The following is a 20,578-nucleotide window of genomic DNA, read 5'->3' as shown; positions in this document are numbered from 1 at the left end:
CTTTATGCGCCATCCTTTTCGGCGCTCGCCGCCATATGCGCGAGATCCTCCCAGAGACTTTCGGCGAAGCTGCGCAGGACCGTCAGCTCGAAGCTGTCATCGCCGGTCCGGACGATCTGCACGGAGAGATGGCCGACCATCGACATCACAGAATGGCCTTCCGGGAAGACGGACGGATCGAGATCGACGGCAGTGCCTTTCGACAGAAGCACCCGAGAAGAGTGGCCGGAAACGCCTATGCGGACACGCCCGTGGCTCTGGTCCATGACGTAGGCCTTTCCCGTCAGCGCTGCTGCGAGAGTCTCAAGGCCGGCAGGGACGAGCGGTTCGTCGCCGGCGACGAACCATTGGCGGAAGCCCGCCTTGCGGATCGAGCTTGTCGCAAAGCCTACCTTTGCCAATTCCGCAGCGAGCGCGGATGGCTCGATTGCGCCGAGCACATGCAGGAGATGGCCCTCCGGCAGGGCTTCCAGTCGGATGCCTGCCTCCGAGATGCCGGTATATCTAGTCCCGGCCAGAACCGGCTTGTGTTGCGGAAGATCAGGCATGGAGCTTCTCGTTTTCAGGATCGATGAAGACGGGATGGCACAGCACCGCATCGGTGAATTCGTTGCGCAGGCCGTTCCAGACCGTCACTTTTTCGCCGATGCGCTCCGGCCCGCGCCTGACGAGCGCCAGGCCGATCGTATGGCCGAGCCCCGGCGAAAAAGCGCTTGATGTCACGTAACCCTGGTCGTTTTCGAGCGTCGCGGCAACGCCGTCGGCAAGAATATGCGAGCCGGTGCGGAAGCCTCTTGCCGGATCGAGCGGCTTGACGCCGACGAGGCGCGGCCGTTCCGGATCCTGCAGGCCTTCACGGGCGAGCATCGCCTTGCCGATGAAATCCGGCTTGGTTGTTGAAACCATGCGTCCGAAACCGAGGTCGCCAGGTGTCACCGTGCCGTTGATTTCGGCGTGGGTAACATGACCCTTCTCGATGCGCATGACGCCAAGCGCTTCGGCGCCATAGGCGCAGATGCCATGCTTCTCGCCCGCCGCCATGATGGCGTCGGCAACGCCTTCGCCGTAGCCGGCTGGCACTGCCAACTCGTAAGCGAGTTCGCCGGAGAAGGAGATGCGGAAGAGCCGGCCTTCGAGCCTGCCGCCGAAGAGAGAGACCTTGCGGGCGCTCATAAAGGGGAAGGCGGCATCCGATATATCTTCATCGACGATCTCAGAGAGGATGGCGCGCGATTTCGGCCCGGCAACGGCCATCTGCGCCCATTGATCGGTCGAGGAGGCGAAGCAGACATCGAGCTCCGGCCAGAGCGTCTGGGCGCAGAATTCGAGATGGGTGAGCACGCCAGCGGCAAGTGCCGTCGTCGTCGTCATGAAGAAATGGTCGTCGCCGAACCGGCTGGTGGTGCCGTCGTCATAGATGAAGCCGTCCTCTCGCAGCATGATGCCGTAGCGCGCCTTGCCGACTGCGAGCTTGGCGAAGCCGTTGCAATAGATGCGATCGAGGAAGCTCGCGGCATCCTTCCCGACGATTTCGATTTTGCCGAGCGTGGAGACATCGCAGAGGCCGGCATTCTTCCGGATATTCAAAACTTCGCGGTCGACGCTTTCGCGCCACGTCGTCTCACCGGCGCGTGGGAACCAGGAGGAGCGATACCAGAGGCCGGTTTCGACGAAGACGGCGCCGTTCTTCTGAGCCCAGCCGTGCAGTGGCGATTTGCGCGCCGGCTGAAAATGTTTGCCGCGCGAGGCTCCGGTCAAAGCGCCGAAGGAAACCGGCGTATAAAAGGGCCGGAAGGTCGTCGTTCCCACCTCGGCGGGCGACACGCCGCGCGCCTCGGCGAGAATGCCGATAGCATTGATGTTGGAAAGCTTGCCCTGGTCAGTCGCCATGCCTGATGTGGTGTAGCGCTTGGCGAGTTCGACATGGCCGTAGCCTTCGCGCACGGCGAGACCGAGATCCTTGAGGTGCACATCGTTCTGATAATCGACGAAAGCCTTGCCCTTCGAGCCCTTGACCGACCAGAGCGGCTTGTCGCACTGAGCTGCCTCGGCGGCCGAAGCAAACGCCGGTTCCGCGGCGAAACCGATCGCCTTCAATGCGAGTGATGCCTTTGCGGCGCCATCGCCGAGACAGGTCGCGGTTTGCGCAAGGCCGGCGGCCGCGCCGGCAACGGCAAGACCGTCCCGTGCAGCCGGCGCCAGAAATGCCAACGCCTCGTCCGACCATTGCGGCTTGCCGCCGCGATGGCAGGCGAGATGGATGATCGGGCTCCAGCCGCCCGACATGGCAAGCGCGTCCGCTTCGATCCGGCGAACACCGCTTGCAGTCTCGACGCTGACGCCGCGCAGGCGTTTGCCGCCATGCGCATCGATGATGCGGGCGCCCTTCAGCACCTCGGCGCGGCCCTGCCAACTCCTGGTCCCATCGGCGCGGCTGTCGACGATCGCAGCGACGGCGAGGCCGGCAGCTTCCAGGTCGGCGGCGGTGTGGTAGCCGGCGTCGTTGGTGGTGAAGATCACCGTGCTTTGGCCTGGTGCGACGGCCTGCCGGTTGAGATAGCTGCGCATGGCGCCTGCCATCATCACACCGGGAATGTCGTTGCCGCCGAAGACGAGCGGCCGTTCCTCGGCCCCCGTCGCAAGGATCGCCTGGCGGGCGACGATGCGCCACAGCCGTTCGACCGGGCGATCCGGATCAGGCATCGCCACATGCTTCTGCACGCGTTCGACCGCGCCGAAGACATTGTCGTCGTACCAGCCGAACACCGTCATGCGCGGCAGGCGACGCACATTCTCCAACCCCTCCAGCTCGGCAAGCAGCTCGCTCAGAAGAGCGCTCGCTGGTTTGCCGTCGATAGTGCCGGTCTCAGAGAGCAGGCTACCGCCGAATTCGGGGCCTTCATCGGCGAGGATGACGCGGGCGCCGGCGCGGCCGGCGGTCAGCGCTGCGGCAAGACCGGCAGGGCCGGCGCCGATGACAAGCAGATCGCAATGCGCCCAGCATTTCTCATAGGTGTCGGGATCGGCCTCATAGGAGGCCCTGCCGAGGCCCGCTGCCTTGCGGATTATCGGCTCATAGAGTTTTTCCCAGAGGCCGGCCGGCCACATGAAAGTCTTGTAGTAGAAGCCGGCGCTGAGGAAGGGCGAAAGCAACCCGTTGACCGCACCGATATCGAAGCCGAGTGACGGCCAGCGGTTTTGGCTTTTTGCCGTCAGCCCCTGGTAAAGCTCGATCATCGTCGCGCGTGTGTTCGGTTCGGTGCGCCCGCCGCTGCCTGTCGTCACCAGCGCATTCGGTTCGGCAGCGCCCGCCGTCAGGATGCCGCGCGGGCGGTGATATTTAAAGCTGCGGCCGACGAGCTTGATACCGTTGGCAAGCAGCGCCGAAGCGAGTGTGTCGCCCGGATGGCCTTCGAGCGCCCTGCCGTCGAAGGTGAAGCCGAGCATGTTGGCACGGTCGATGCGGCCGCCGGAGGAAAGACGGAAGCTCGTCATGCCGGTTCTCCGCCGAGCTTGGACAGGGCGGCATCCCTGACGCCGTGGACCGCGTGAGTGACGGTATCGCGTTCGACGATAAGCCAGCGACGGCATCCCGACGAGTGGTGCCAGTATTCGCTATGCCGACCGCGCGGATTGTCGCGCAGATAGACATAATCGAACCAGGCATCCGCACCGGCATCCGGCGCCGGACGGGCAAGGTTCGCATCGCCGCGGATCGAGAATTCTTCTTTGGGCCGGGCGCCGCAATGGGGACATGAAATCAGGCTTGCCATGGTCGAATGTCCTCAGTGCAGATTGGGCTGGGCGCCAACGCCCTTTTCGTCGATCGGATAGCCGCGCGCGAAACGGTCGAGCCGGAAGGCCCGGGCAGTCTGATGCGGCGTGTTGCGGGCGATCAGATGGGCGTAGCAGAAGCCGGAGGCGGGCGTCGCCTTGAAGCCGCCGTAGCACCAGCCGGTATTGAGATAGAGATTGTCGATATGGGTTCGGTCGATGATCGGCGAGCCGTCCATGCTCATATCCATGACGCCGCCCCAGGAGCGCAGATAACGAACGCGCGACAATGATGGGATCATCGCGAGCCCGGCTTCGGCCACATGCTCGACCGAAGCAAGATTGCCGCGCTGGGCATAGGAATTGTAGCCATCGATATCGCCGCCAAAGACGAGGCCGCCCTTGTCCGACTGGGAGACGTAGAAATGCCCGGCGCCGAAGGTGACGACCGTGTCGATGAACGGCTTCAGCCCTTCGGAGACGAAGGCCTGCAGCACATGGCTTTCGATCGGGAGGCGCAACCCGGCCATATCGGCGACGACGGTGGAGTTGCCGGCCGCTGCCAGCGCCAGCTTGCCGCACCCGATAAAGCCCTTGCTGGTCTCGACACCGGTGACCTCACCGTTTTCAGTGCGGATGCCGGTGACTTCGCAATTGGTGATGATATCGACGCCGCGGCTGTCTGCGCCGCGGGCATATCCCCAGGCGACCGCATCGTGGCGCACAGTGCCACCGCGCGGGTGGAAGAGGCCGCCCATGATCGGGAAACGCGCATTGTCGAAATCGAGGAAGGGCAATTTCCGGCGCACCGCCTGCCGGTCGAGAAGCTCGGCATCGACGCCATGCAGCCGCATGGCGTTGCCGCGGCGCGTATAGGCGTCGCGCTGGGCGTCGGAATGGAAGAGGTTGAGCACGCCGCGCTGCGAGACCATGGCGTTGAAATTGAAATCCTGCTCCAGCCCCTCCCAGAGCTTCATCGACAGCTCGTAGAAGGGATTGTTGCCAGGCAGCAGGTAATTCGAGCGGATGATCGTCGTGTTCCGGCCGATATTGCCGGAGCCGAGATAACCCTTTTCGAGGACGGCGACATTGGTGACGCCGAATTCCTTGGCAAGGTAATAGGCCGTGGCAAGACCGTGACCGCCGCCGCCGACGATGATGACGTCGTAACGTGGCTTCGGCGCCGGATCGCGCCAGGCAGGCGCCCAATCTTTATTGCCGCGAAGGCCGTTCAAAAAAATCGAAAGAGCGGAATAGCGCATGGGTCACCCGGAATGAACAGGCCCATGATGCCAGAATGAGGTGAGCAGACTTGCACGATAGGGACTAAAATCGCTAAGAAAGAGACATGTCATCAATTGACAGCAAAAATATCCAGACGATCGGCTTCATCCTTATTCCAGGATTTGCGCTGATGTCCTATGCCTCGGCGACGGAGCCGTTGCGCGCGGCAAATCTTCTGGCCGGCCGCGAGATCTATCGGCTGCAGATCTTCTCGCCGGATGGCGCGCCAGCGCTCTCCTCCTCGGGCGTCCGCGTCCCTGCAGAACCTCTCCCCATCAGGGGCTCAGGGCTCGGAACGGCGTTCGTCTGCGCCGGCGGTTCACCGCGCGACTGGCGCTATCCTGGTGTGCTCGCCTGCTTGCGGCAGCTGTCGCGCGAAGGCGTGAGGATCGGCGGCATCTCGGGCGGCCCGTATCTGATGGCCGCCGCCGGACTGCTTGGCGGCCGCGACTTCACCATCCACTGGGAACATGCGGCGACCCTTCTCGAGGCGTTTCCAGAGCTCACGCCGCGCCAGGCGCGCTTCATGATCGACGGCAACCGCATCACCTGCGGCGGCGGCATCGCACCGCTCGACATGATGCATGTGCTGATCGGCGAGCGCATGGGACCGGACTTCGCCCGCCGGGTCAGCGACTGGTATCTTCATACAGAGGTCAACGAGCCTGCAGCGCCGCAGCGCGCCTCGCTGGCCGAGCGTTATGGCGTCCACCATCCCGGCCTGCTCAACGTTCTCGAACGCATGGAGGAAACGATCGAGATGCCGCTCGAGCGCGCCGCCATGGCGCGCATCGCCGGCGTCACCACCCGGCATCTCGACCGGCTCTTCTCGGTGCATCTCGGTATCACCTATCTCGATCAGTACCGCAGGATCAGGCTGCAGCATGCCCATCGCCTGCTGAAGCAGAGCCCGCTTTCCATCTCGGAAATCTCGGTCGCTACTGGTTTTTCCAGCCTCAGCCACTTTTCCCGCATGTTCCGCAGCGTCTACGGCATCGCTCCGCGTGATGCGCGGCGGGATTAGGTTTTCTTCACGGTTGAGGAAATTTCACTATGACGATAGCATCGCCCCGTGAACATACGATGGGGCGTCAGGGGAAAATTGATGAAAACCAAGGGTGAAGCAGCAGAGAAGCAGGAACACGCGCCCGGTGGACGCGCACCTTTTTCCCAGGACCCGCACGCCGTCCGGGAGCCGAAGGAAAACAACCTCGAAATGGCGATCGGCCATGAGGTGCGCGCCTACCGCAAGAAGCTCGGGATCACGGTGACCGATCTGGCGGCCGCGACCGGCATTTCGCTCGGCATGCTGTCGAAGATCGAGAACGGCAATATTTCGCCGTCGCTGACGACGCTGCAATCGCTGTCGCGGGCGCTCGGCGTGCCGCTGACAGCCTTCTTCCGCCGCTTTGAGGAGGCGCGCAATGCCGTCTTCGTCAAGGCGGGGCAGGGGGTCGAGCTCGAACGGCGCGGCACGCGCGCCGGCCATCAATATAATCTGCTCGGCCATATCGACAACAATACCAGCGGTGTCATCGTCGAGCCCTATCTCATCACGCTGACCGCCGATTCCGACATCTTCCCGACCTTCCAGCACGAGGGAATGGAGTTTCTCTATATGCTCGAGGGCGAGGTCATTTACCGCCACGGCGACCAGCTTTTCCAGATGCAGCCGGGCGACAGCCTGTTCTTCGATGCCGATGCGCCACATGGGCCGGAGCAGCTTATGAAGCTGCCGAGCAAGTACCTCTCGATCATCAGTTATCCCCAGCAGAGCTCCAAGGGCTGACTTGCCTTAGAAGAAAAGTTTATTCCTCCCAGTTGATGTCGATAAACAGACCTGCTAGTCCTTTCTCAACACGAAAGGAGCGCGGCTATGTGCGGCATTGTTGGACTGTTCCTCAAGGACAAGAGCCTTGAGTCCCAGCTGGGAAACCTGCTCTCGGATATGCTGATAACCATGACGGATCGCGGACCGGACTCGGCCGGCATCGCCATCTATGGGGGGTCTGCCGAGGGCAAGGCAAAAATCACCATCCAGTCCGGCAATCCAGGCGTGGATTTCGAAGGCCTCGCGGCTGACCTCGAGAAGGGCGGCATCAGAGCCCACGTGTGGGTCAAGAGCACGCACGCGGTCGTCGAGTTGGAAGCCTCCAAGCTTGATAATGTGCGCAAGGCGCTCGAAGAAATCCGCCCGGCAGTCCGTATCATGGGATCGGGTGAAAGCGTCGAAATCTACAAGGAGATCGGTCTTCCGAAAGACGTCGTTGCCCGGTTCGGCGTCCGCTCGATGAAGGGAACCCATGGCATCGGCCATACCCGCATGGCAACCGAATCCGCGGTCACCACGCTCGGGGCCCATCCATTCTCGACCGGCGCCGACCAGTGCCTCGTGCACAATGGCTCGCTGTCCAACCACAACAACCTGCGCCGCGAGCTGGTCCGCGAAGGCATGACCTTCGAGACACAGAACGATTCCGAAGTCGCCGCCGCCTATCTCACGGCCGAAATGGCCAAAGGCAAGGATCTCGGCCAGGCGCTGACGGGCGCCCTCGACGATCTCGACGGTTTCTTCACCTTCGTTGTCGGTACCAAGTCCGGCTTCGGCGTGGTGCGCGACCCTATCGCTTGCAAGCCCGCCGTCATGGCCGAGACGGACCAGTATGTCGCCTTCGGTTCGGAATACCGTGCGCTGGTCAACCTTCCGGGCATCGAGAATGCTCGCGTCTGGGAGCCGGAGCCGGCAACCGTCTACTTCTGGGATCACGACAAAGCCGCCTGAGGGACGCCTGAAAAGCAGAAGCCAGCTCAGACCGCCTCTCGGACCAACGAGGAATAAATGCCCACATTCGATCTTTCCAGCACGCCTCTTCGCGAACTGAACAGCGCGCTGCACGCCCTTTCCAAAGGTGCCAACGACACTGAATTCGAAGTCATCAACCCGCGCGGCAGCCATGCCGTTGCCGTTGGCATCGACAGCCCCGTTACGGTCGCCGTCAGAGGATCGGTTGGCTATTACTGCGCCGGCATGAATGACGGCGGCAGGGTGACGGTTCATGGTTCGGCCGGTCCGGGCGTTGCCGAAAACATGATGTCCGGCACCGTCGTCATCGAGGGCGACGCCAGCCAGTATGCCGGCGCCACCGGCCGAGGCGGCCTGCTCGTCATCAAGGGCAATGCGGCGTCGCGCTGCGGCATTTCGATGAAGGGGATCGACATCGTCGTTCATGGCAGCATCGGCCACATGTCGGCCTTCATGGGCCAGTCCGGCCATCTCGTCGTGCTAGGCGACGCCGGCGATGCGCTGGGAGATTCGCTCTACGAGGCCAAGCTGTTCGTCCGCGGCGAGGTGAAGAGCCTTGGCTCCGACTGCATCGAGAAAGAGATGCGGCCGGAACATCTGGACAAGCTAGCCGAACTGCTCGAGCGCGCTGGGGTCACGGGCGTCAGGCCCGAAGAGTTCAAGCGCTATGGCTCCGCCCGCAAGCTCTACAATTTCAACATCGACAACGCCGACGCGTACTGAGGCGAGGGAACCCTATGAGCTATCACAACCCTTATACCCCGCCACGCAAGTCCGCGACCTTCGATGACTATACGCTCGCCGAAATCCGCCGCGCGGCCGCGACCGGTATCTATGACATCCGCGGCGCCGGCACCAAGCGCAAGGTTCCGCATTTCGACGATCTGCTGTTTCTCGGCGCCTCGATCTCGCGTTATCCGCTCGAAGGCTACCGCGAGAAGTGCGACACGACAGTGGTGCTCGGCTCACGTTTTGCCAAGAAACCCATCACGCTGAAGACGCCGATCACCATTGCCGGCATGAGCTTTGGCGCGCTTTCCGGCAATGCCAAGGAAGCGCTCGGTCGCGGCGCCACGATCGCTGGCACATCGACCACGACAGGCGACGGCGGCATGACGGATGAGGAACGCGGCCATTCGCAAACGCTGGTCTACCAATATCTGCCCTCCCGCTACGGCATGAATCCGAAGGACCTGCGCCGCGCCGACGCGATCGAAGTCGTCGTCGGCCAGGGCGCCAAACCCGGCGGCGGTGGCATGCTGCTCGGCCAGAAGATCTCCGACCGCGTCGCCAATATGCGCAACCTGCCAAAGGGTATCGACCAGCGCTCTGCCTGCCGCCATCCTGATTGGACCGGCCCCGATGATCTGGAAATCAAGATCATGGAACTGCGCGAGATCACCGACTGGGAAAAGCCGATCTACGTCAAGGTCGGCGGCGCGCGTCCGTATTACGACACCGCTCTTGCCGTGAAAGCAGGTGCTGACGTCGTCGTGCTCGACGGCATGCAGGGCGGCACGGCGGCAACGCAGGACGTCTTCATCGAGAATGTCGGCATGCCAACACTCGCCTGCATTCGTCCGGCTGTCCAGGCGCTGCAGGACCTCGGCATGCATCGAAAGGTGCAGCTCATTGTTTCCGGCGGCATCCGCTCCGGTGCCGACGTTGCCAAGGCGCTGGCGCTCGGCGCCGATGCGGTGGCGATCGGCACGGCGGCGCTCGTCGCCATCGGCGATAACGATCCGCACTGGGAAGAGGAATATCAGAAGCTCGGCACCACTGCCGGCGCCTATGACGATTGGCATGAAGGCAAGGATCCGGCCGGCATCACCACCCAGGATCCGGAGCTTGCAAAACGCCTCGACCCGGTTGCGGCCGGCCGCCGCCTCGCCAACTACCTCAAGGTCATGACGCTGGAGGCCCAGACCATCGCGCGTGCCTGCGGCAAGAACCACCTGCACAACCTCGAGCCGGAAGACCTCGTCGCACTGACGATCGAGGCATCGGCCATGGCGCAGGTGCCGCTTGCCGGCACCAACTGGATTCCCGGCAAGGGAGGCTTCTGATTTCTACCGGCCGGGCAAGCGTCCCGGCCGTTTCATATCCATAACCAAAGTGTCTCCAAGAAATCCAAAGGGGAACGAGAATGACACTGGACCTTGCTGCTTTTGCCAGAGACAAAGGCATCAAATATTTCATGATCAGCTATACCGACCTGTTCGGCGGCCAACGCGCCAAGCTGGTTCCCGCCGAAGCCATCGCCGACATGCAGAAAGATGGCGCGGGCTTTGCGGGCTTTGCAACCTGGCTCGATCTGACGCCTGCCCACCCGGACCTGTTTGCGGTTCCCGATGCTTCCTCCGTCATCCAGCTACCCTGGAAGAAAGACGTCGCGTGGGTCGCGGCCGACTGCGTCATGGACGACCAACCTGTCGAACAGGCACCGCGTGTGGTGCTGAAACGACTGGTCGCCGAAGCTGCGAAAGAAGGGCTCCGGGTGAAAACCGGCGTCGAGCCCGAATTCTTTCTGATCTCCGCTGATGGTTCGGTGATTTCAGACCAGTTCGATACCGCCGAGAAGCCTTGCTACGATCAGCAGGCGGTGATGCGTCGGTATGACGTGATCGCCGAGATCTGCGACTACATGCTCGAACTCGGCTGGAAGCCCTATCAGAACGACCACGAGGACGCGAACGGCCAGTTCGAGATGAACTGGGAATATGACGATGTTCTGAAGACGGCGGACAAGCACTCCTTCTTCAAGTTCATGGTCAAGTCGGTCGCCGAAAAGCACGGCCTTCGCGCCACCTTCATGCCGAAGCCGTTCAAAGGCCTGACCGGAAACGGGTGCCATGCCCATATTTCGGTCTGGGACATCGATGGCAAGGTCAACGCCTTCGCAGACAAGGAAATGGCCTTCGGGCTCTCCGCTCAGGGTAAAACCTTCCTCGGCGGCATCATGAAGCACGCCTCGGCGCTGGCCGCGATCACCAACCCGACGGTCAATTCCTACAAGCGCATCAATGCGCCGCGCACCACATCGGGCGCCACCTGGTCACCAAACACCGTGACGTGGACGGGCAACAACCGCACCCACATGGTGCGCGTGCCGGGGCCGGGACGCTTCGAGCTGCGCCTACCGGACGGTGCGGTCAACCCCTACCTGCTACAGGCGATCATCATCGCGGCCGGCCTCGACGGCATCCGCAGCCAGGCGGATCCCGGCCGCCATTACGATATCGACATGTACGCCGAGGGCCACCTGGTGAAGGACGCGCCGCGCCTGCCACTCAACCTGCTTGACGCGCTGCGCGCCTATGATGCCGACGAGGGCTTGAAGGCGGCGATCGGAGCCGAGTTTTCCGCCGCCTATCTCAAGCTCAAGCATCGGGAATGGAATGCCTATTGCTCGCATTTCACCCAGTGGGAACGCGACAGCACGCTGGATATCTGAGCGCCCGGACCGATGTCTTCGACAACCGACATGCCGGGTTGGACAGCTCCCGGCGTGATCGGATTCTCTGCACCTAAAAGGGCCAAGGAAGAGACAGCATGAAGAACTTCGTACTCACCGTATCCTGCAAATCGACGCGCGGCATCGTGGCGGCGATTTCGAGCTATCTGGCCGACAAGGGCTGCAACATCATCGACAGTTCGCAGTTCGACGATCTCGATACCGGCAAGTTCTTCATGCGCGTCAGCTTCATTTCCGAAGAAGGCCTTTCCGGCGCCGAGATCGGTGCTGATTTTTCAGCCGTCGCCGCCCCCTTCGAAATGGATTACGAATTCCACGACAGCGAAAAGCGCATGAAGGTGCTGCTGATGGTGTCGCGCTTCGGCCATTGTCTCAACGACCTGCTCTACCGCTGGAAGATCGGCGCATTGCCGATCGACATCGTCGGCGTCGTCTCCAACCATTTCGACTACCAGAAGGTCGTGGTCAACCACGACATCCCGTTCCACCACATCCCGGTCACCAAGGCCAACAAGGTGCAGGCCGAGGCCCGCATCATGGAAGTCGCCGAGCAGACCGGTACCGAACTGATCGTGCTCGCCCGCTACATGCAGATCCTGTCGGACGAGATGTGCCAGAAGATGTCGGGCAAAATCATCAACATCCACCATTCCTTCCTGCCGAGCTTCAAGGGCGCCAACCCCTACAAGCAGGCCTACGGCCGCGGCGTCAAGCTGATCGGGGCGACGGCGCATTATGTCACCGCCGATCTCGACGAAGGCCCGATCATCGAGCAGGACACGGCGCGCATCACCCATGCGCAGTCGCCCGACGACTATGTCTCGATCGGCCGCGACGTCGAAAGCCAGGTGCTGGCGCGTGCCATCCACGCCCATATCCATCACCGCACCTTCATCAACGGCAACCGCACCGTGGTCTTCCCGGCAAGCCCCGGAAGCTACGCATCCGAACGCATGGGTTGAGCGCGGCCCGACCTCGCATCTCTTTTGCTGGCGCATGACAATCTCCCGTTGCCTGCCAGCGGCAAGTACTTGATTATCGCGTCCAATAGATAATCGAATCATGCTGCGGGGGGTGTCATGACCGACGAGGCGCTTGTTGATCGCATGGCGCTGCCGCGTCCCGACGTCACCGTCGCGGACGCGGAAGAGATTCTCCTTGCCCATTACAGCCTATCCGGCACGCTCACCGAACTCGGCAGCCAGCAGGATCGAAACTATCGCGTCGACACCGATCGCGGCCGCTATGTCCTGAAGATCTGCCATGCCGCCTACGAGACCCGGGAACTCGAAGCGCAGAATGCGGCGATTCATCACCTGAAAAGTAAGCAGGACGCGCCGCGTGTCCCGGATGTGATCGCCACCAATGAAGGGCGGGAGATCGTCGTCCTAACCGTGCGCGGGCAGGGCTATCAGGTCCGATTGCTGCGATATCTCGAAGGCCGAGGGCTGGCGGAACTGAGATATGTGGCGCCGGCTTCGGTCGCAGCGCTCGGCGCGCTTTGCGCAAGGCTGGCGCAGGCGCTTGCCGATTTCAACCATCCCGGTCTCGACCGCAGCCTGCAATGGGATCTTCGGCGCGCCGGACCGGTCGCCGTGCAGCTGCTTTCCGCCATCACCGATAGCGCCGCGCGCGACCGCATCGCCAAGACCATGGTGATGGCCGTTCGCCGCATCCAGCCCCTAGCGCCGTCGCTTCGGCTGCAGGCCGTGCATCACGACGTCACCGGCGACAATGTCGTCGGCCATCGCGACGCCCATGGCCACACGCTCCCCGACGGGGTGATCGATTTCGGCGACATCATTCGCGGCTGGCTGGTCGGCGACCTCGCCGTCACATGCGCTTCGCTGCTGCATCAGGCCGACGGCGACCCTTTTCACATCCTGCCCGCCGTCACCGCCTATCAGGCGATCTATCCGCTGACGGACGAGGAATTGAAGGCGCTCTGGCCATTGGTCGTCGCCCGCGCGGTCATTCTCGTCGCCAGCAGCGAGCAGCAGATTTCGATCGATCCCGAGAATGACTACGTCCGCGGCAATCTCCACCACGAGTGGGCGATCTTCGATACGGCGATGTCCGTCCCCTTCGAACTCATGGAAGCGGCGATCCTCAAGGCGGCGGGCGCCGATGTCGCCGCTCCGGAAACATCGGGATGGCTGCCGTTGCTGCCCGACATCGATCCAGACGGGATCGCCTATGTCGATCTCGGGGTGCGAAGCCCACATTTTTCCGCCGGCAACTGGCTGAATGCCGACATGGACTGGCGGCTGCTTGCGCGTGCCGCAAGCGAAAACGGCACGGCGGCGACGCGCTACGGTGAATATCGCCTTTCCCGCGCCGGCCTCGGCACCGCCAAGGCGCAGGCGACCTGCGCCCTGCATGTCGACATATGCCTTGCCGCGGGAAGCGCGATTACCGCCCCCTTTGCCGGCCGCATTGGTTGGAAGGATCAGCATCTGACACTCGCCGGCGAAAACATGACCTTGCATCTCGACGGGCTCCACGCTGCGATCGAGGATGGGGCCGAGGTCGCCGCCGGCGATCCGCTCGGTGCGGTTTTCGGCGAAGCATCCTCGCTCGGCGGGTTACGGGTGCAGCTTTGCAGCATCGCAGGCCTCGAGCCGCCGCTCTTTGCCACGCCGCGCGAGGCGGCGGCCTGGTTGGTGCTCTGCCCCTCGCCCTCTCCGCTTCTCGGCCGGGATGCAGATGCGCCGCAGCCGGCGACTGCCGAGTTGTTCGCCAGGCGACAGGCGCATCTCGCGGCGCCGCAGAAGAACTATTACGCGGCCCCGCCTCAGATCGAACGTGGTTGGAGGGAGCATTTGTTCGATGTCGAGGGCCGCGCCTATCTCGACATGGTCAACAACGTGACCATTCTCGGCCATGGGCATCCGAGACTCGCGGCGGCGGTCAACGCGCAATGGCTGCGGCTCAACACCAATTCCCGTTTTCACTATGCCGTGATCACCGAGTTTTCCGAACGTCTCGCGGCGCTCGCGCCGGACGGGCTCGACGCGGTCTTCCTCGTCAACAGCGGCTCGGAGGCGAACGATCTGGCAATCCGGCTGGCGCAGGCCCATAGCGGCGCGCGCAACATGCTCTGCCTGCTCGAGGCCTATCATGGCTGGTCGGCGGCGAGTGACGCCGTCTCCACCTCGATCGCCGACAATCCGCGGGCGCTGAGCACCCGGCCGGATTGGGTGCACGCCGTCGTGTCGCCGAATACCTATCGCGGCGAGTTCCGCGGCCCCGATACGGCGGTGAGCTATCTCGACGCTGCTGCGCCGGTGCTGGAAGCGATTGACGCCGGCGGCAAAGGCCTTGCCGGCTTCATCTGCGAATCAGTCTACGGCAATGCCGGCGGCATTCCGCTGCCGGAAGGTTATCTCAGGGAGATTTACGCACAGGTGCGCGCCCGCGGCGGCCTATGCATCGCCGATGAAGTGCAGGTCGGTTATGGCAGGCTCGGGCATTATTTCTGGGGCTTTGAGCAGCAAGGGGTCGTGCCCGATATCATCACCGTCGCCAAGGGCATGGGCAACGGCCATCCGCTCGGCGCCGTCATCACCACGCGCGAGATCGCACAATCGCTGCAGAAGGAGGGCACGTTCTTTTCCTCCACCGGCGGCAGCCCGGTCAGCTGCATCGCCGGCATGACGGTGCTCGACATCATGGCCGAGGAAAAGTTGCAGGAAAATGCCCGGACGGTCGGCGATCATCTGAAAGCGCGGCTTGCGGCGCTGATCGACCGCCATCCGATCGCCGGCGCCGTACACGGCATGGGGCTTTATCTCGGCCTCGAATTCGTCCGCGACAGAACGACGCTCACGCCGGCGACGGAAGAGACGGCTGCGATCTGCGACCGGCTTCTCGAACTCGGCGTCATCATGCAGCCGACCGGCGATCACCAAAATGTGCTGAAGATCAAACCGCCGCTCTGCCTCAGCATCGAAAGTGCGGATTTCTTCGCCGACATGCTGGAAAAGGTGCTTGACGAAGGCTGGTGAAGCAGGACTTGCGGCGTTAACTAAATCGGTCATTTCGCGGCATTTCGATTTTTGATGATGAGGCCTATTGCCTGAATCAGGCGAGCTTCCTATCTCTGCCGCGATGATCGATCGATTGTGATTCTGTCATGCGAATTTTACGAAGAGCTGATATGTTTCTTTCTGCAAGTTCGGCTGAGACGGAATGAATTTTTTCGGATCGTCGATATTTTGACACGTTTCGGAATATGTTTCTGACAGGCTATCGGGTAATCTCTACTAAGTTAGTAGATATTGAAGACAGCCATCACCGGCCCCGGGCTTTTCCGGGACCCTTCAAGCGCAACGCCAACGCAAGGAACGAGACATGACAGACATCGATATTCTCGCCGATCTCCTTGGGCGATCTGTGCTTGGCAATGACCGTCCGGGCGCCCTCTCCCGCCCGAACTGTCGAATGTGACGTTCGTCCTCCTTTCAACGGTACCAGACAAGTCAATTCGCCATGGCTGTGCATGTCGCGCGGCAGGAGTTCTATCTATGAAGAAGCAAGTTATCGAATATGCAGGCGTTCCCGTTGGGATCGTCATTCCCGATGAAGACCGGCTGAAGTTCATCGCCGTGAAATTCCATGTTCACGACCTCGACGAGCAGCGTTTCCGTTCGCCCGACGAGGTGCGGCTGGCCATCCATGACCTGATGACCCGCCGTCATCCGAAGCCGCTTCATGCCTGACGGCATGAGGCCGCCCCCGACTTTCGCGGCTTTTCCCGATGTTCGACCGGTCCTGCCACAGGGGCCGGTCTTGTTTTTTGAGGGCAATTGCAGTCCTATCGGCCGGCTTGCCGCCACCAGGATCAGCCCTTGCCCGATCTTCTCAATATGCTCACCGACATCGAAGGCGTTTCCGTCGGCCATGCCACCGACCTCGTGCTCGGTTCCGGCGTCACCGCAATCGTCTTCGACGAACCGGCCGTCGCCTCCGGTACGGTGCTCGGGGGCGCGCCGGGCGGGCGTGATACGAGCCTGCTCGACCCGTCAACCGAGTACACATATGCCAACGACCAAAACCATTGCCGAGCGCATCATAGAAATCCCACCTCTCGCAGCATAACGCTGTCTCCTACTGTATAATTTCTTGAATCGGAATTATGCAGCAATTCAAAGTGCTGCGGAAATTCGTGAACAACTGTAGCGGCGAAAATCGAGACCGCAATGCGGCCCCGATTTCCCACCCTACCGATCGGCCGCTATGCCCCAATTGTAAACGCAGCGGTCGAGACCAATGGCGATTTCGAGCACGAGGACGTCGTGATCGATGGCCGCTCCCTTCTTGGGCTGAGAGCGGTAGCGCTGCGGAAAATCCGTCCGCCGCGAGATCGAGCAAACCTCCATCCACTTGTCGCCATTGTCGACTTCGATATCCATCGTCACCTCGGAATAGGCAGGCAGCCTGTCCGATGGCACGACCCGGGTCGGCAAATAGATCAGCGACGCGATCATGCGGCGCACCGGCTCTAGGCAGGCTGCGTGATAGTCGTTGCCGCTATCGGCCGTGAAGGCGCATTGGAATTCGAGCTGCCAGAATTCCTTCAGCCGCATGTGTTTCGTCGGCTGCTCCTGCTCGCGTCGATAGGACCTGCCCGCCTGCCAGACGCAGAGCGGCAGCCGCGTCTTCGAGTGATTTCCGAGAATATGCTGCATATAGACATAGGTCGACGGCGTGGTCTCCGGCCTCAGCACCAGCGCGGTATCGCCGGCCGAAAGCTGCTCCTGGACCCAGATGTCTGCATTGGAATAGGCGCTTGAAACCAAAGCCCGCGGCATCAGCGCCGGCGCCTCGACCCTTCTGACATCCCAGGCCGGATTGACGGATCTGAGAAAGCTGCGGATCTCTTCGGAGAAGAAGCTGATCATATGATCGCGCAGATGGATTTCGCGCTCCTCCCAATGGACGAGCGAATTGACATGATAAAGATTGAGCACGGTGCCTGTCTCCCTGGCAACCTTGATTGGCGTGGTGAAGGGGCTTTACGTCCAGCAGCGCGCCGGACGCTGACAGCGCCCGCACGTCACAGCAGGACGCAGAGACCTCGTCCGCCAAGAGCGCGCACGACCGCAGCCTGCAAGCAGGTGCTGATGGGACGGGAGAAGGGCGCGCGCTTCATGCTCATGATGAATTCTCTACGTGCACCGCACATCATTGTCAAAACCGAAGAAGATGGGACAAAAGCAATCGGCTGTGGATGATCTGTTTTTATTGCCCCCTGTCCTTCTTTTCGTCACAAACCTTCTCGATGCGCTACAATCAAGTGAACGGCTCATTCGACCATCCAAACGATAGAGACAGCAACATTGATGACCAAGACGACACCCAGGCTGCTTGCCGCCGCCCTCTCATCCGCCTTCCTGCTCGGCGGTTTCACGCTGGCTGCGGCGGGCCAGGCAAGTTTCGTCGTGGATGTGCAGTCCGGCCAGGTCCTTGAAGCCTCCAATCAGGACGAGCTGAACTATCCTGCCTCGCTGACCAAGATGATGACGCTCTATCTCGCGTTCCAGGCCCTCCATGAAGGGCGCCTGACGTGGGATCAGAAGCTCACCATGTCGGAAAATGCCGAGAGCAAGGAGCCCTTCAAGCTTGCCGTCGGCGCCGGACGCAAGGTGACGCTCCGTGAAGCTGTGGAATCGATTGTCGTGCTCTCCGCCAATGATGCGGCTGTTGCAATCGCCGAACAGCTCGGCGGTTCCGAAGACGTCTTTGCCAAGGCGATGACCGACAAGGCGCATCAGCTCGGCATGAAGGATACGGTTTTCAGGAATCCTTCGGGCCTTCCCGATCCCGAGCAGGTCACCACGGCGCGTGATATGGCCACCCTCGGCGTTTCGCTGATGCGGGATTTCCCGGAGGAGTTCAAACTCTTCTCCATGCGCGGCTTCCAGTTCCGCGGCATGAAGCTGCGCGGCCACAACAATCTTATGTATCGCTATGACGGGGTCGACGGCATCAAGACCGGTTACACCGATGCATCGGGCTATAATGTCGTGACATCAGCCCTGAAGGACGGCCGCCGCGTGGTCGGTGTCGTCATGGGCGAAAAGACCGCGAGCATCCGCGACGACAAGATGGCAGGCCTGCTGGACAGCTATCTGCCCTCGTCGACATCAGCTACCGCCACAGCAGCCAGCCAGCCGGGAGCAACGATGACCGATACTCAGCCTACGAAATAAGCGCCGTCCCGGCCTATCTGAAAGCCACTTCCAGATGTTGCCGGTCTTGCGAGATCACCCTGCAATTCGTCTCGAACCCTTCCCCCTTGATGGCGAGGATGAATTCGGGAGGGATGCCCGTCGTATTCGAGACTGAAAGGCCGGCACTCTCCGAACCGATGGATTTGACGGTGCAGTCGATTGTCGAGCGTCGTTCGTTGAACATGATCGAACCCGCCTTCAGCACCCGCCGTCGAGCGCCGATGGCGTGATCGGCGTGGATAGCGCTCCACGATACGCAACGATTCCGCCCGCCGTGCTTTGCCTGATACATTGCCGCATCCGCCTGGGCGAGCAGCGTCTCGATGTCCTTGCTGACGATCGAAAGAGCCGATGTTCCGAGGCTGGCCGTGACTTTCAGAGCACCATGATCGCCGACAATGGGCTGAGAGGCGATGGCAGCCCGGAGCTTTTCGGCGACCGCGACCGCACCGTCCCGATCGACATGCGGAAGCACGATGGCGAATTCCTCGCCTCCGATACGGCCAAACAGATCGCCGACGCGAAGGGTGGACCTGCAGATCGATGCGACCGCCCTGAGAACCTCGTCGCCCGCGGCATGCCCATGCGTGTCGTTCACCTGCTTGAAATGATCGATATCGAAGACGATGCACGACAGGTCATGCTGGTGCCGCAATGCGAGCGAAATCAGCTGATCGGCTTCCTGCTTGAAGGCGCGCCGCGTCATCGCCTCGGTCAGGCCGTCGGTGGCGGCAGACTGCATGAGCTCGATGCGATCCATCGCCGCTCCCGCCAGTTCTTCAAGAATGCCAAGGTCTCTGTTGCCGAAGGATCTCGGCAGACGATCGATCGCGCATACCGTTCCGATCATATGCCCGGCCTTCGTTCTGAGCGGCACGCCGGCATAAAAGCGGATATGCTCTTCACCCGTCACCGAAGGATGTTTTAAAAAGCGAAAATCCTTGGTGGCATCCTGCACGATCACAGGCTCGTCACAATCCACCACGCAGCGGCAGAACGTATCTTCGAGCGATACCTCGTCCGCTGACAGGCCGGAACAGGCCTTGTACCATTGCCGGTGCGCATCGATCAGCGATACGATGCCGATGTCGACGGAAAAGATCTGCTTTATCAGGCGCACGATCCGCTCGAAGCCTTCATCCCTCGGCGTGTCGAGGAGATCGAACTGCTGCAGCGCCGCCAGCCGATCATTTTCGCGCTGGATAGCCTCCGGTGACGATTTCCCGAATACTCGTGCAACCACCATGCCTCATTCTCCTGAAATGGGACCCCATGATGGGTTCCACAAATTCATGAAGAATTTGAATACGATGGCGGCCTCGCAGCCACGGGGTAAAATATTTTTAAACTCGACAACCCTCGATATTAACGCGGCGATCGTGGAATTCGAGTTCAGATTGTGCGCAGCGTCCAGCTGACGATCTCGGAGGCGACCGTGGAGAAAGCGCGGTCGAGCCCCTTGACGAAGCCGTCATTGCCGCCGCCAGCCGGCGCCATGGCGCTAAACACCTTCTGAGCGCGCACCGAGCCGTTCCGGTCATTGAGGATCTTGGCAGAGATTTCGACCACCGCCTGGTTTCCCTTGGAGGCGTCGATCTCGAAGGAGCGGATATCGGTGACGACCTGGTAGTCGATTGCCAGTCCCTGCCCCGGCATGCCGACACCGCCGAGCTTGCCGGAGTTCTCGAAGGCCTCCACCAGCTTGGACTGCACCATGCGCGGCAGCTTGTCTCCCCATTGCGCCCGCGAGAGATACTGTATTTCCGAGGAGGACACGCGGATGACGATCTGCTCGCTGTCGAGCGCCCTCAGCGCCGTCGGGCCGGCGATCAGGATCTGGCGGGATTTGGCCGCAGGTCCATCGCCGTCCACGGCGGCGGACAGGTCGTAGGTGTCGTTCTTGGCCGACGTGCCGCATCCGGAAAGGATCAGCGCTGTCAGCGGCAGCGCGATCACCGTTCCCCTGATCCATGAACGGCGCGACAACAGATGCGATGCGACCATTAG

General features: G+C 61.7%; 17 protein-coding genes and 1 pseudogene. 11 read left to right on the top strand and 7 right to left on the bottom strand.

Translation table 11 applies throughout. From position 1 onward, the window contains the following. Nucleotides 1–2: 2 nt before the first annotated feature. The 4 genes from EFQ99_RS01620 to EFQ99_RS01605 are packed head-to-tail and all read right to left on the bottom strand — an operon-like array spanning nt 3 to nt 5,036. Complete coding sequence (locus EFQ99_RS01620; protein WP_126918911.1) at nt 3–548, bottom strand: sarcosine oxidase subunit gamma family protein; 546 nt, start codon at nt 546–548, stop codon at nt 3–5. Next, nucleotides 541–3,495: a sarcosine oxidase subunit alpha family protein gene (locus EFQ99_RS01615; protein WP_126918910.1), complete on the bottom strand. Its 2,955-nt coding sequence runs from the start codon at nt 3,493–3,495 to the stop codon at nt 541–543. The genes EFQ99_RS01620 and EFQ99_RS01615 overlap by 8 nt, the downstream gene beginning before the upstream one ends. Then, nucleotides 3,492–3,773 (bottom strand): sarcosine oxidase subunit delta, encoded by a 282-nt coding sequence (locus tag EFQ99_RS01610; RefSeq protein WP_126918909.1) that lies wholly within the window; start codon nt 3,771–3,773, stop codon nt 3,492–3,494. Before EFQ99_RS01610 ends, EFQ99_RS01615 begins: the two co-directional genes overlap by 4 nt. A 12-nt stretch (nt 3,774–3,785) precedes the next feature. Next, a complete protein-coding gene (locus tag EFQ99_RS01605; protein WP_126918908.1) occupies nt 3,786–5,036 on the bottom strand; it encodes a sarcosine oxidase subunit beta family protein in 1,251 nt (416 codons plus the stop codon). Between the two features lie 86 nt (nt 5,037–5,122). On the opposite strand from EFQ99_RS01605, the gene EFQ99_RS01600 reads away from it, so the two are divergent. The 10 genes and pseudogenes from EFQ99_RS01600 to EFQ99_RS01555 all read left to right on the top strand — a co-directional run. Next, entirely contained in the window at nt 5,123–6,082 is a 960-nt protein-coding gene (locus EFQ99_RS01600; RefSeq protein WP_126918907.1) for a GlxA family transcriptional regulator, read from the top strand. Nucleotides 6,083–6,163: 81 nt separating this feature from the next. Continuing rightward, entirely contained in the window at nt 6,164–6,847 is a 684-nt protein-coding gene (locus EFQ99_RS01595; protein ID WP_126918906.1) for a helix-turn-helix domain-containing protein, read from the top strand. Nucleotides 6,848–6,934: 87 nt separating this feature from the next. Then, entirely contained in the window at nt 6,935–7,840 is a 906-nt protein-coding gene (locus tag EFQ99_RS01590; protein ID WP_126918905.1) for a class II glutamine amidotransferase, read from the top strand. Between the two features lie 57 nt (nt 7,841–7,897). Beyond that, on the top strand, nt 7,898–8,584 hold the full coding sequence (locus EFQ99_RS01585; protein WP_126918904.1) for a GltB/FmdC/FwdC-like GXGXG domain-containing protein: 687 nt from the start codon (nt 7,898–7,900) through the stop codon (nt 8,582–8,584). A gap of 14 nt (nt 8,585–8,598) precedes the next feature. Next, entirely contained in the window at nt 8,599–9,927 is a 1,329-nt protein-coding gene (locus EFQ99_RS01580; protein ID WP_088683612.1) for an FMN-binding glutamate synthase family protein, read from the top strand. A gap of 80 nt (nt 9,928–10,007) precedes the next feature. Next, nucleotides 10,008–11,315 carry a type III glutamate--ammonia ligase gene (gene glnT / locus EFQ99_RS01575; protein WP_126918903.1) on the top strand — a complete coding sequence of 436 codons (1,308 nt, stop codon included), beginning with the start codon at nt 10,008–10,010 and terminating at the stop codon, nt 11,313–11,315. Nucleotides 11,316–11,413: 98 nt separating this feature from the next. Beyond that, the gene (gene purU, locus EFQ99_RS01570) at nt 11,414–12,298 is read left to right on the top strand and encodes a formyltetrahydrofolate deformylase (protein ID WP_126918902.1); all 885 of its coding nucleotides are present in this window, start codon (nt 11,414–11,416) and stop codon (nt 12,296–12,298) included. Between the two features lie 117 nt (nt 12,299–12,415). After that, the gene (locus tag EFQ99_RS01565; RefSeq protein WP_126918901.1) at nt 12,416–15,343 is read left to right on the top strand and encodes an aminotransferase; all 2,928 of its coding nucleotides are present in this window, start codon (nt 12,416–12,418) and stop codon (nt 15,341–15,343) included. Nucleotides 15,344–15,862: 519 nt separating this feature from the next. After that, nucleotides 15,863–16,057: a hypothetical protein gene (locus EFQ99_RS01560; RefSeq protein WP_008525170.1), complete on the top strand. Its 195-nt coding sequence runs from the start codon at nt 15,863–15,865 to the stop codon at nt 16,055–16,057. A gap of 129 nt (nt 16,058–16,186) precedes the next feature. Further along, nucleotides 16,187–16,363, top strand: a pseudogene (locus EFQ99_RS01555) (P1 family peptidase); the annotation flags it as partial. 195 nt (nt 16,364–16,558) lie between these two features. On the opposite strand, the gene EFQ99_RS01550 reads toward EFQ99_RS01555, so the two are convergent. Next, nucleotides 16,559–17,308 (bottom strand): aminoacyl--tRNA ligase-related protein, encoded by a 750-nt coding sequence (locus tag EFQ99_RS01550; RefSeq protein WP_126918900.1) that lies wholly within the window; start codon nt 17,306–17,308, stop codon nt 16,559–16,561. 372 nt (nt 17,309–17,680) lie between these two features. On the opposite strand from EFQ99_RS01550, the gene EFQ99_RS01545 reads away from it, so the two are divergent. Then, on the top strand, nt 17,681–18,550 hold the full coding sequence (locus tag EFQ99_RS01545; RefSeq protein ID WP_126918899.1) for a D-alanyl-D-alanine carboxypeptidase family protein: 870 nt from the start codon (nt 17,681–17,683) through the stop codon (nt 18,548–18,550). Between the two features lie 13 nt (nt 18,551–18,563). Here EFQ99_RS01545 and EFQ99_RS01540 read toward each other — a convergent pair whose 3' ends face one another. Both EFQ99_RS01540 and EFQ99_RS01535 read right to left on the bottom strand, forming a co-directional pair. Further along, complete coding sequence (locus tag EFQ99_RS01540) at nt 18,564–19,817, bottom strand: sensor domain-containing diguanylate cyclase (protein ID WP_126918898.1); 1,254 nt, start codon at nt 19,815–19,817, stop codon at nt 18,564–18,566. Between the two features lie 146 nt (nt 19,818–19,963). Next, the gene (locus tag EFQ99_RS01535) at nt 19,964–20,575 is read right to left on the bottom strand and encodes an ABC-type transport auxiliary lipoprotein family protein (RefSeq protein WP_126918897.1); all 612 of its coding nucleotides are present in this window, start codon (nt 20,573–20,575) and stop codon (nt 19,964–19,966) included. Between the last annotated feature and the right edge of the window lie 3 nt (nt 20,576–20,578).

It is taken from the genome of Rhizobium vallis (assembly GCF_003985155.1).
Classification (GTDB): Bacteria; Pseudomonadota; Alphaproteobacteria; order Rhizobiales; family Rhizobiaceae; genus Rhizobium; species Rhizobium vallis.
The sequence above is the reverse complement of the archived record's forward strand: the minus strand, read 5'-3'. Positions and strand labels throughout refer to the sequence as shown.

What these genes read in the sequence shown, in the direction of transcription:
- EFQ99_RS01610 (WP_126918909.1), bottom strand. Translation starts at nt 3,773, where the DNA reads ATGGCAAGCCTGATTTCATGTCCCCATTGCGGCGCCCGGCCCAAAGAA.
- EFQ99_RS01585 (WP_126918904.1), top strand. Translation starts at nt 7,898, where the DNA reads ATGCCCACATTCGATCTTTCCAGCACGCCTCTTCGCGAACTGAACAGC.
- EFQ99_RS01590 (WP_126918905.1), top strand. Translation starts at nt 6,935, where the DNA reads ATGTGCGGCATTGTTGGACTGTTCCTCAAGGACAAGAGCCTTGAGTCC.
- EFQ99_RS01595 (WP_126918906.1), top strand. Translation starts at nt 6,164, where the DNA reads ATGAAAACCAAGGGTGAAGCAGCAGAGAAGCAGGAACACGCGCCCGGT.
- EFQ99_RS01560 (WP_008525170.1), top strand. Translation starts at nt 15,863, where the DNA reads ATGAAGAAGCAAGTTATCGAATATGCAGGCGTTCCCGTTGGGATCGTC.
- glnT (WP_126918903.1), top strand. Translation starts at nt 10,008, where the DNA reads ATGACACTGGACCTTGCTGCTTTTGCCAGAGACAAAGGCATCAAATAT.
- EFQ99_RS01535 (WP_126918897.1), bottom strand. Translation starts at nt 20,575, where the DNA reads ATGGTCGCATCGCATCTGTTGTCGCGCCGTTCATGGATCAGGGGAACG.
- EFQ99_RS01565 (WP_126918901.1), top strand. Translation starts at nt 12,416, where the DNA reads ATGACCGACGAGGCGCTTGTTGATCGCATGGCGCTGCCGCGTCCCGAC.
- EFQ99_RS01580 (WP_088683612.1), top strand. Translation starts at nt 8,599, where the DNA reads ATGAGCTATCACAACCCTTATACCCCGCCACGCAAGTCCGCGACCTTC.
- EFQ99_RS01540 (WP_126918898.1), bottom strand. Translation starts at nt 19,817, where the DNA reads ATGGTGGTTGCACGAGTATTCGGGAAATCGTCACCGGAGGCTATCCAG.
- EFQ99_RS01600 (WP_126918907.1), top strand. Translation starts at nt 5,123, where the DNA reads ATGTCATCAATTGACAGCAAAAATATCCAGACGATCGGCTTCATCCTT.
- EFQ99_RS01545 (WP_126918899.1), top strand. Translation starts at nt 17,681, where the DNA reads ATGACCAAGACGACACCCAGGCTGCTTGCCGCCGCCCTCTCATCCGCC.
- EFQ99_RS01615 (WP_126918910.1), bottom strand. Translation starts at nt 3,495, where the DNA reads ATGACGAGCTTCCGTCTTTCCTCCGGCGGCCGCATCGACCGTGCCAAC.
- EFQ99_RS01620 (WP_126918911.1), bottom strand. Translation starts at nt 548, where the DNA reads ATGCCTGATCTTCCGCAACACAAGCCGGTTCTGGCCGGGACTAGATAT.
- EFQ99_RS01605 (WP_126918908.1), bottom strand. Translation starts at nt 5,036, where the DNA reads ATGCGCTATTCCGCTCTTTCGATTTTTTTGAACGGCCTTCGCGGCAAT.
- purU (WP_126918902.1), top strand. Translation starts at nt 11,414, where the DNA reads ATGAAGAACTTCGTACTCACCGTATCCTGCAAATCGACGCGCGGCATC.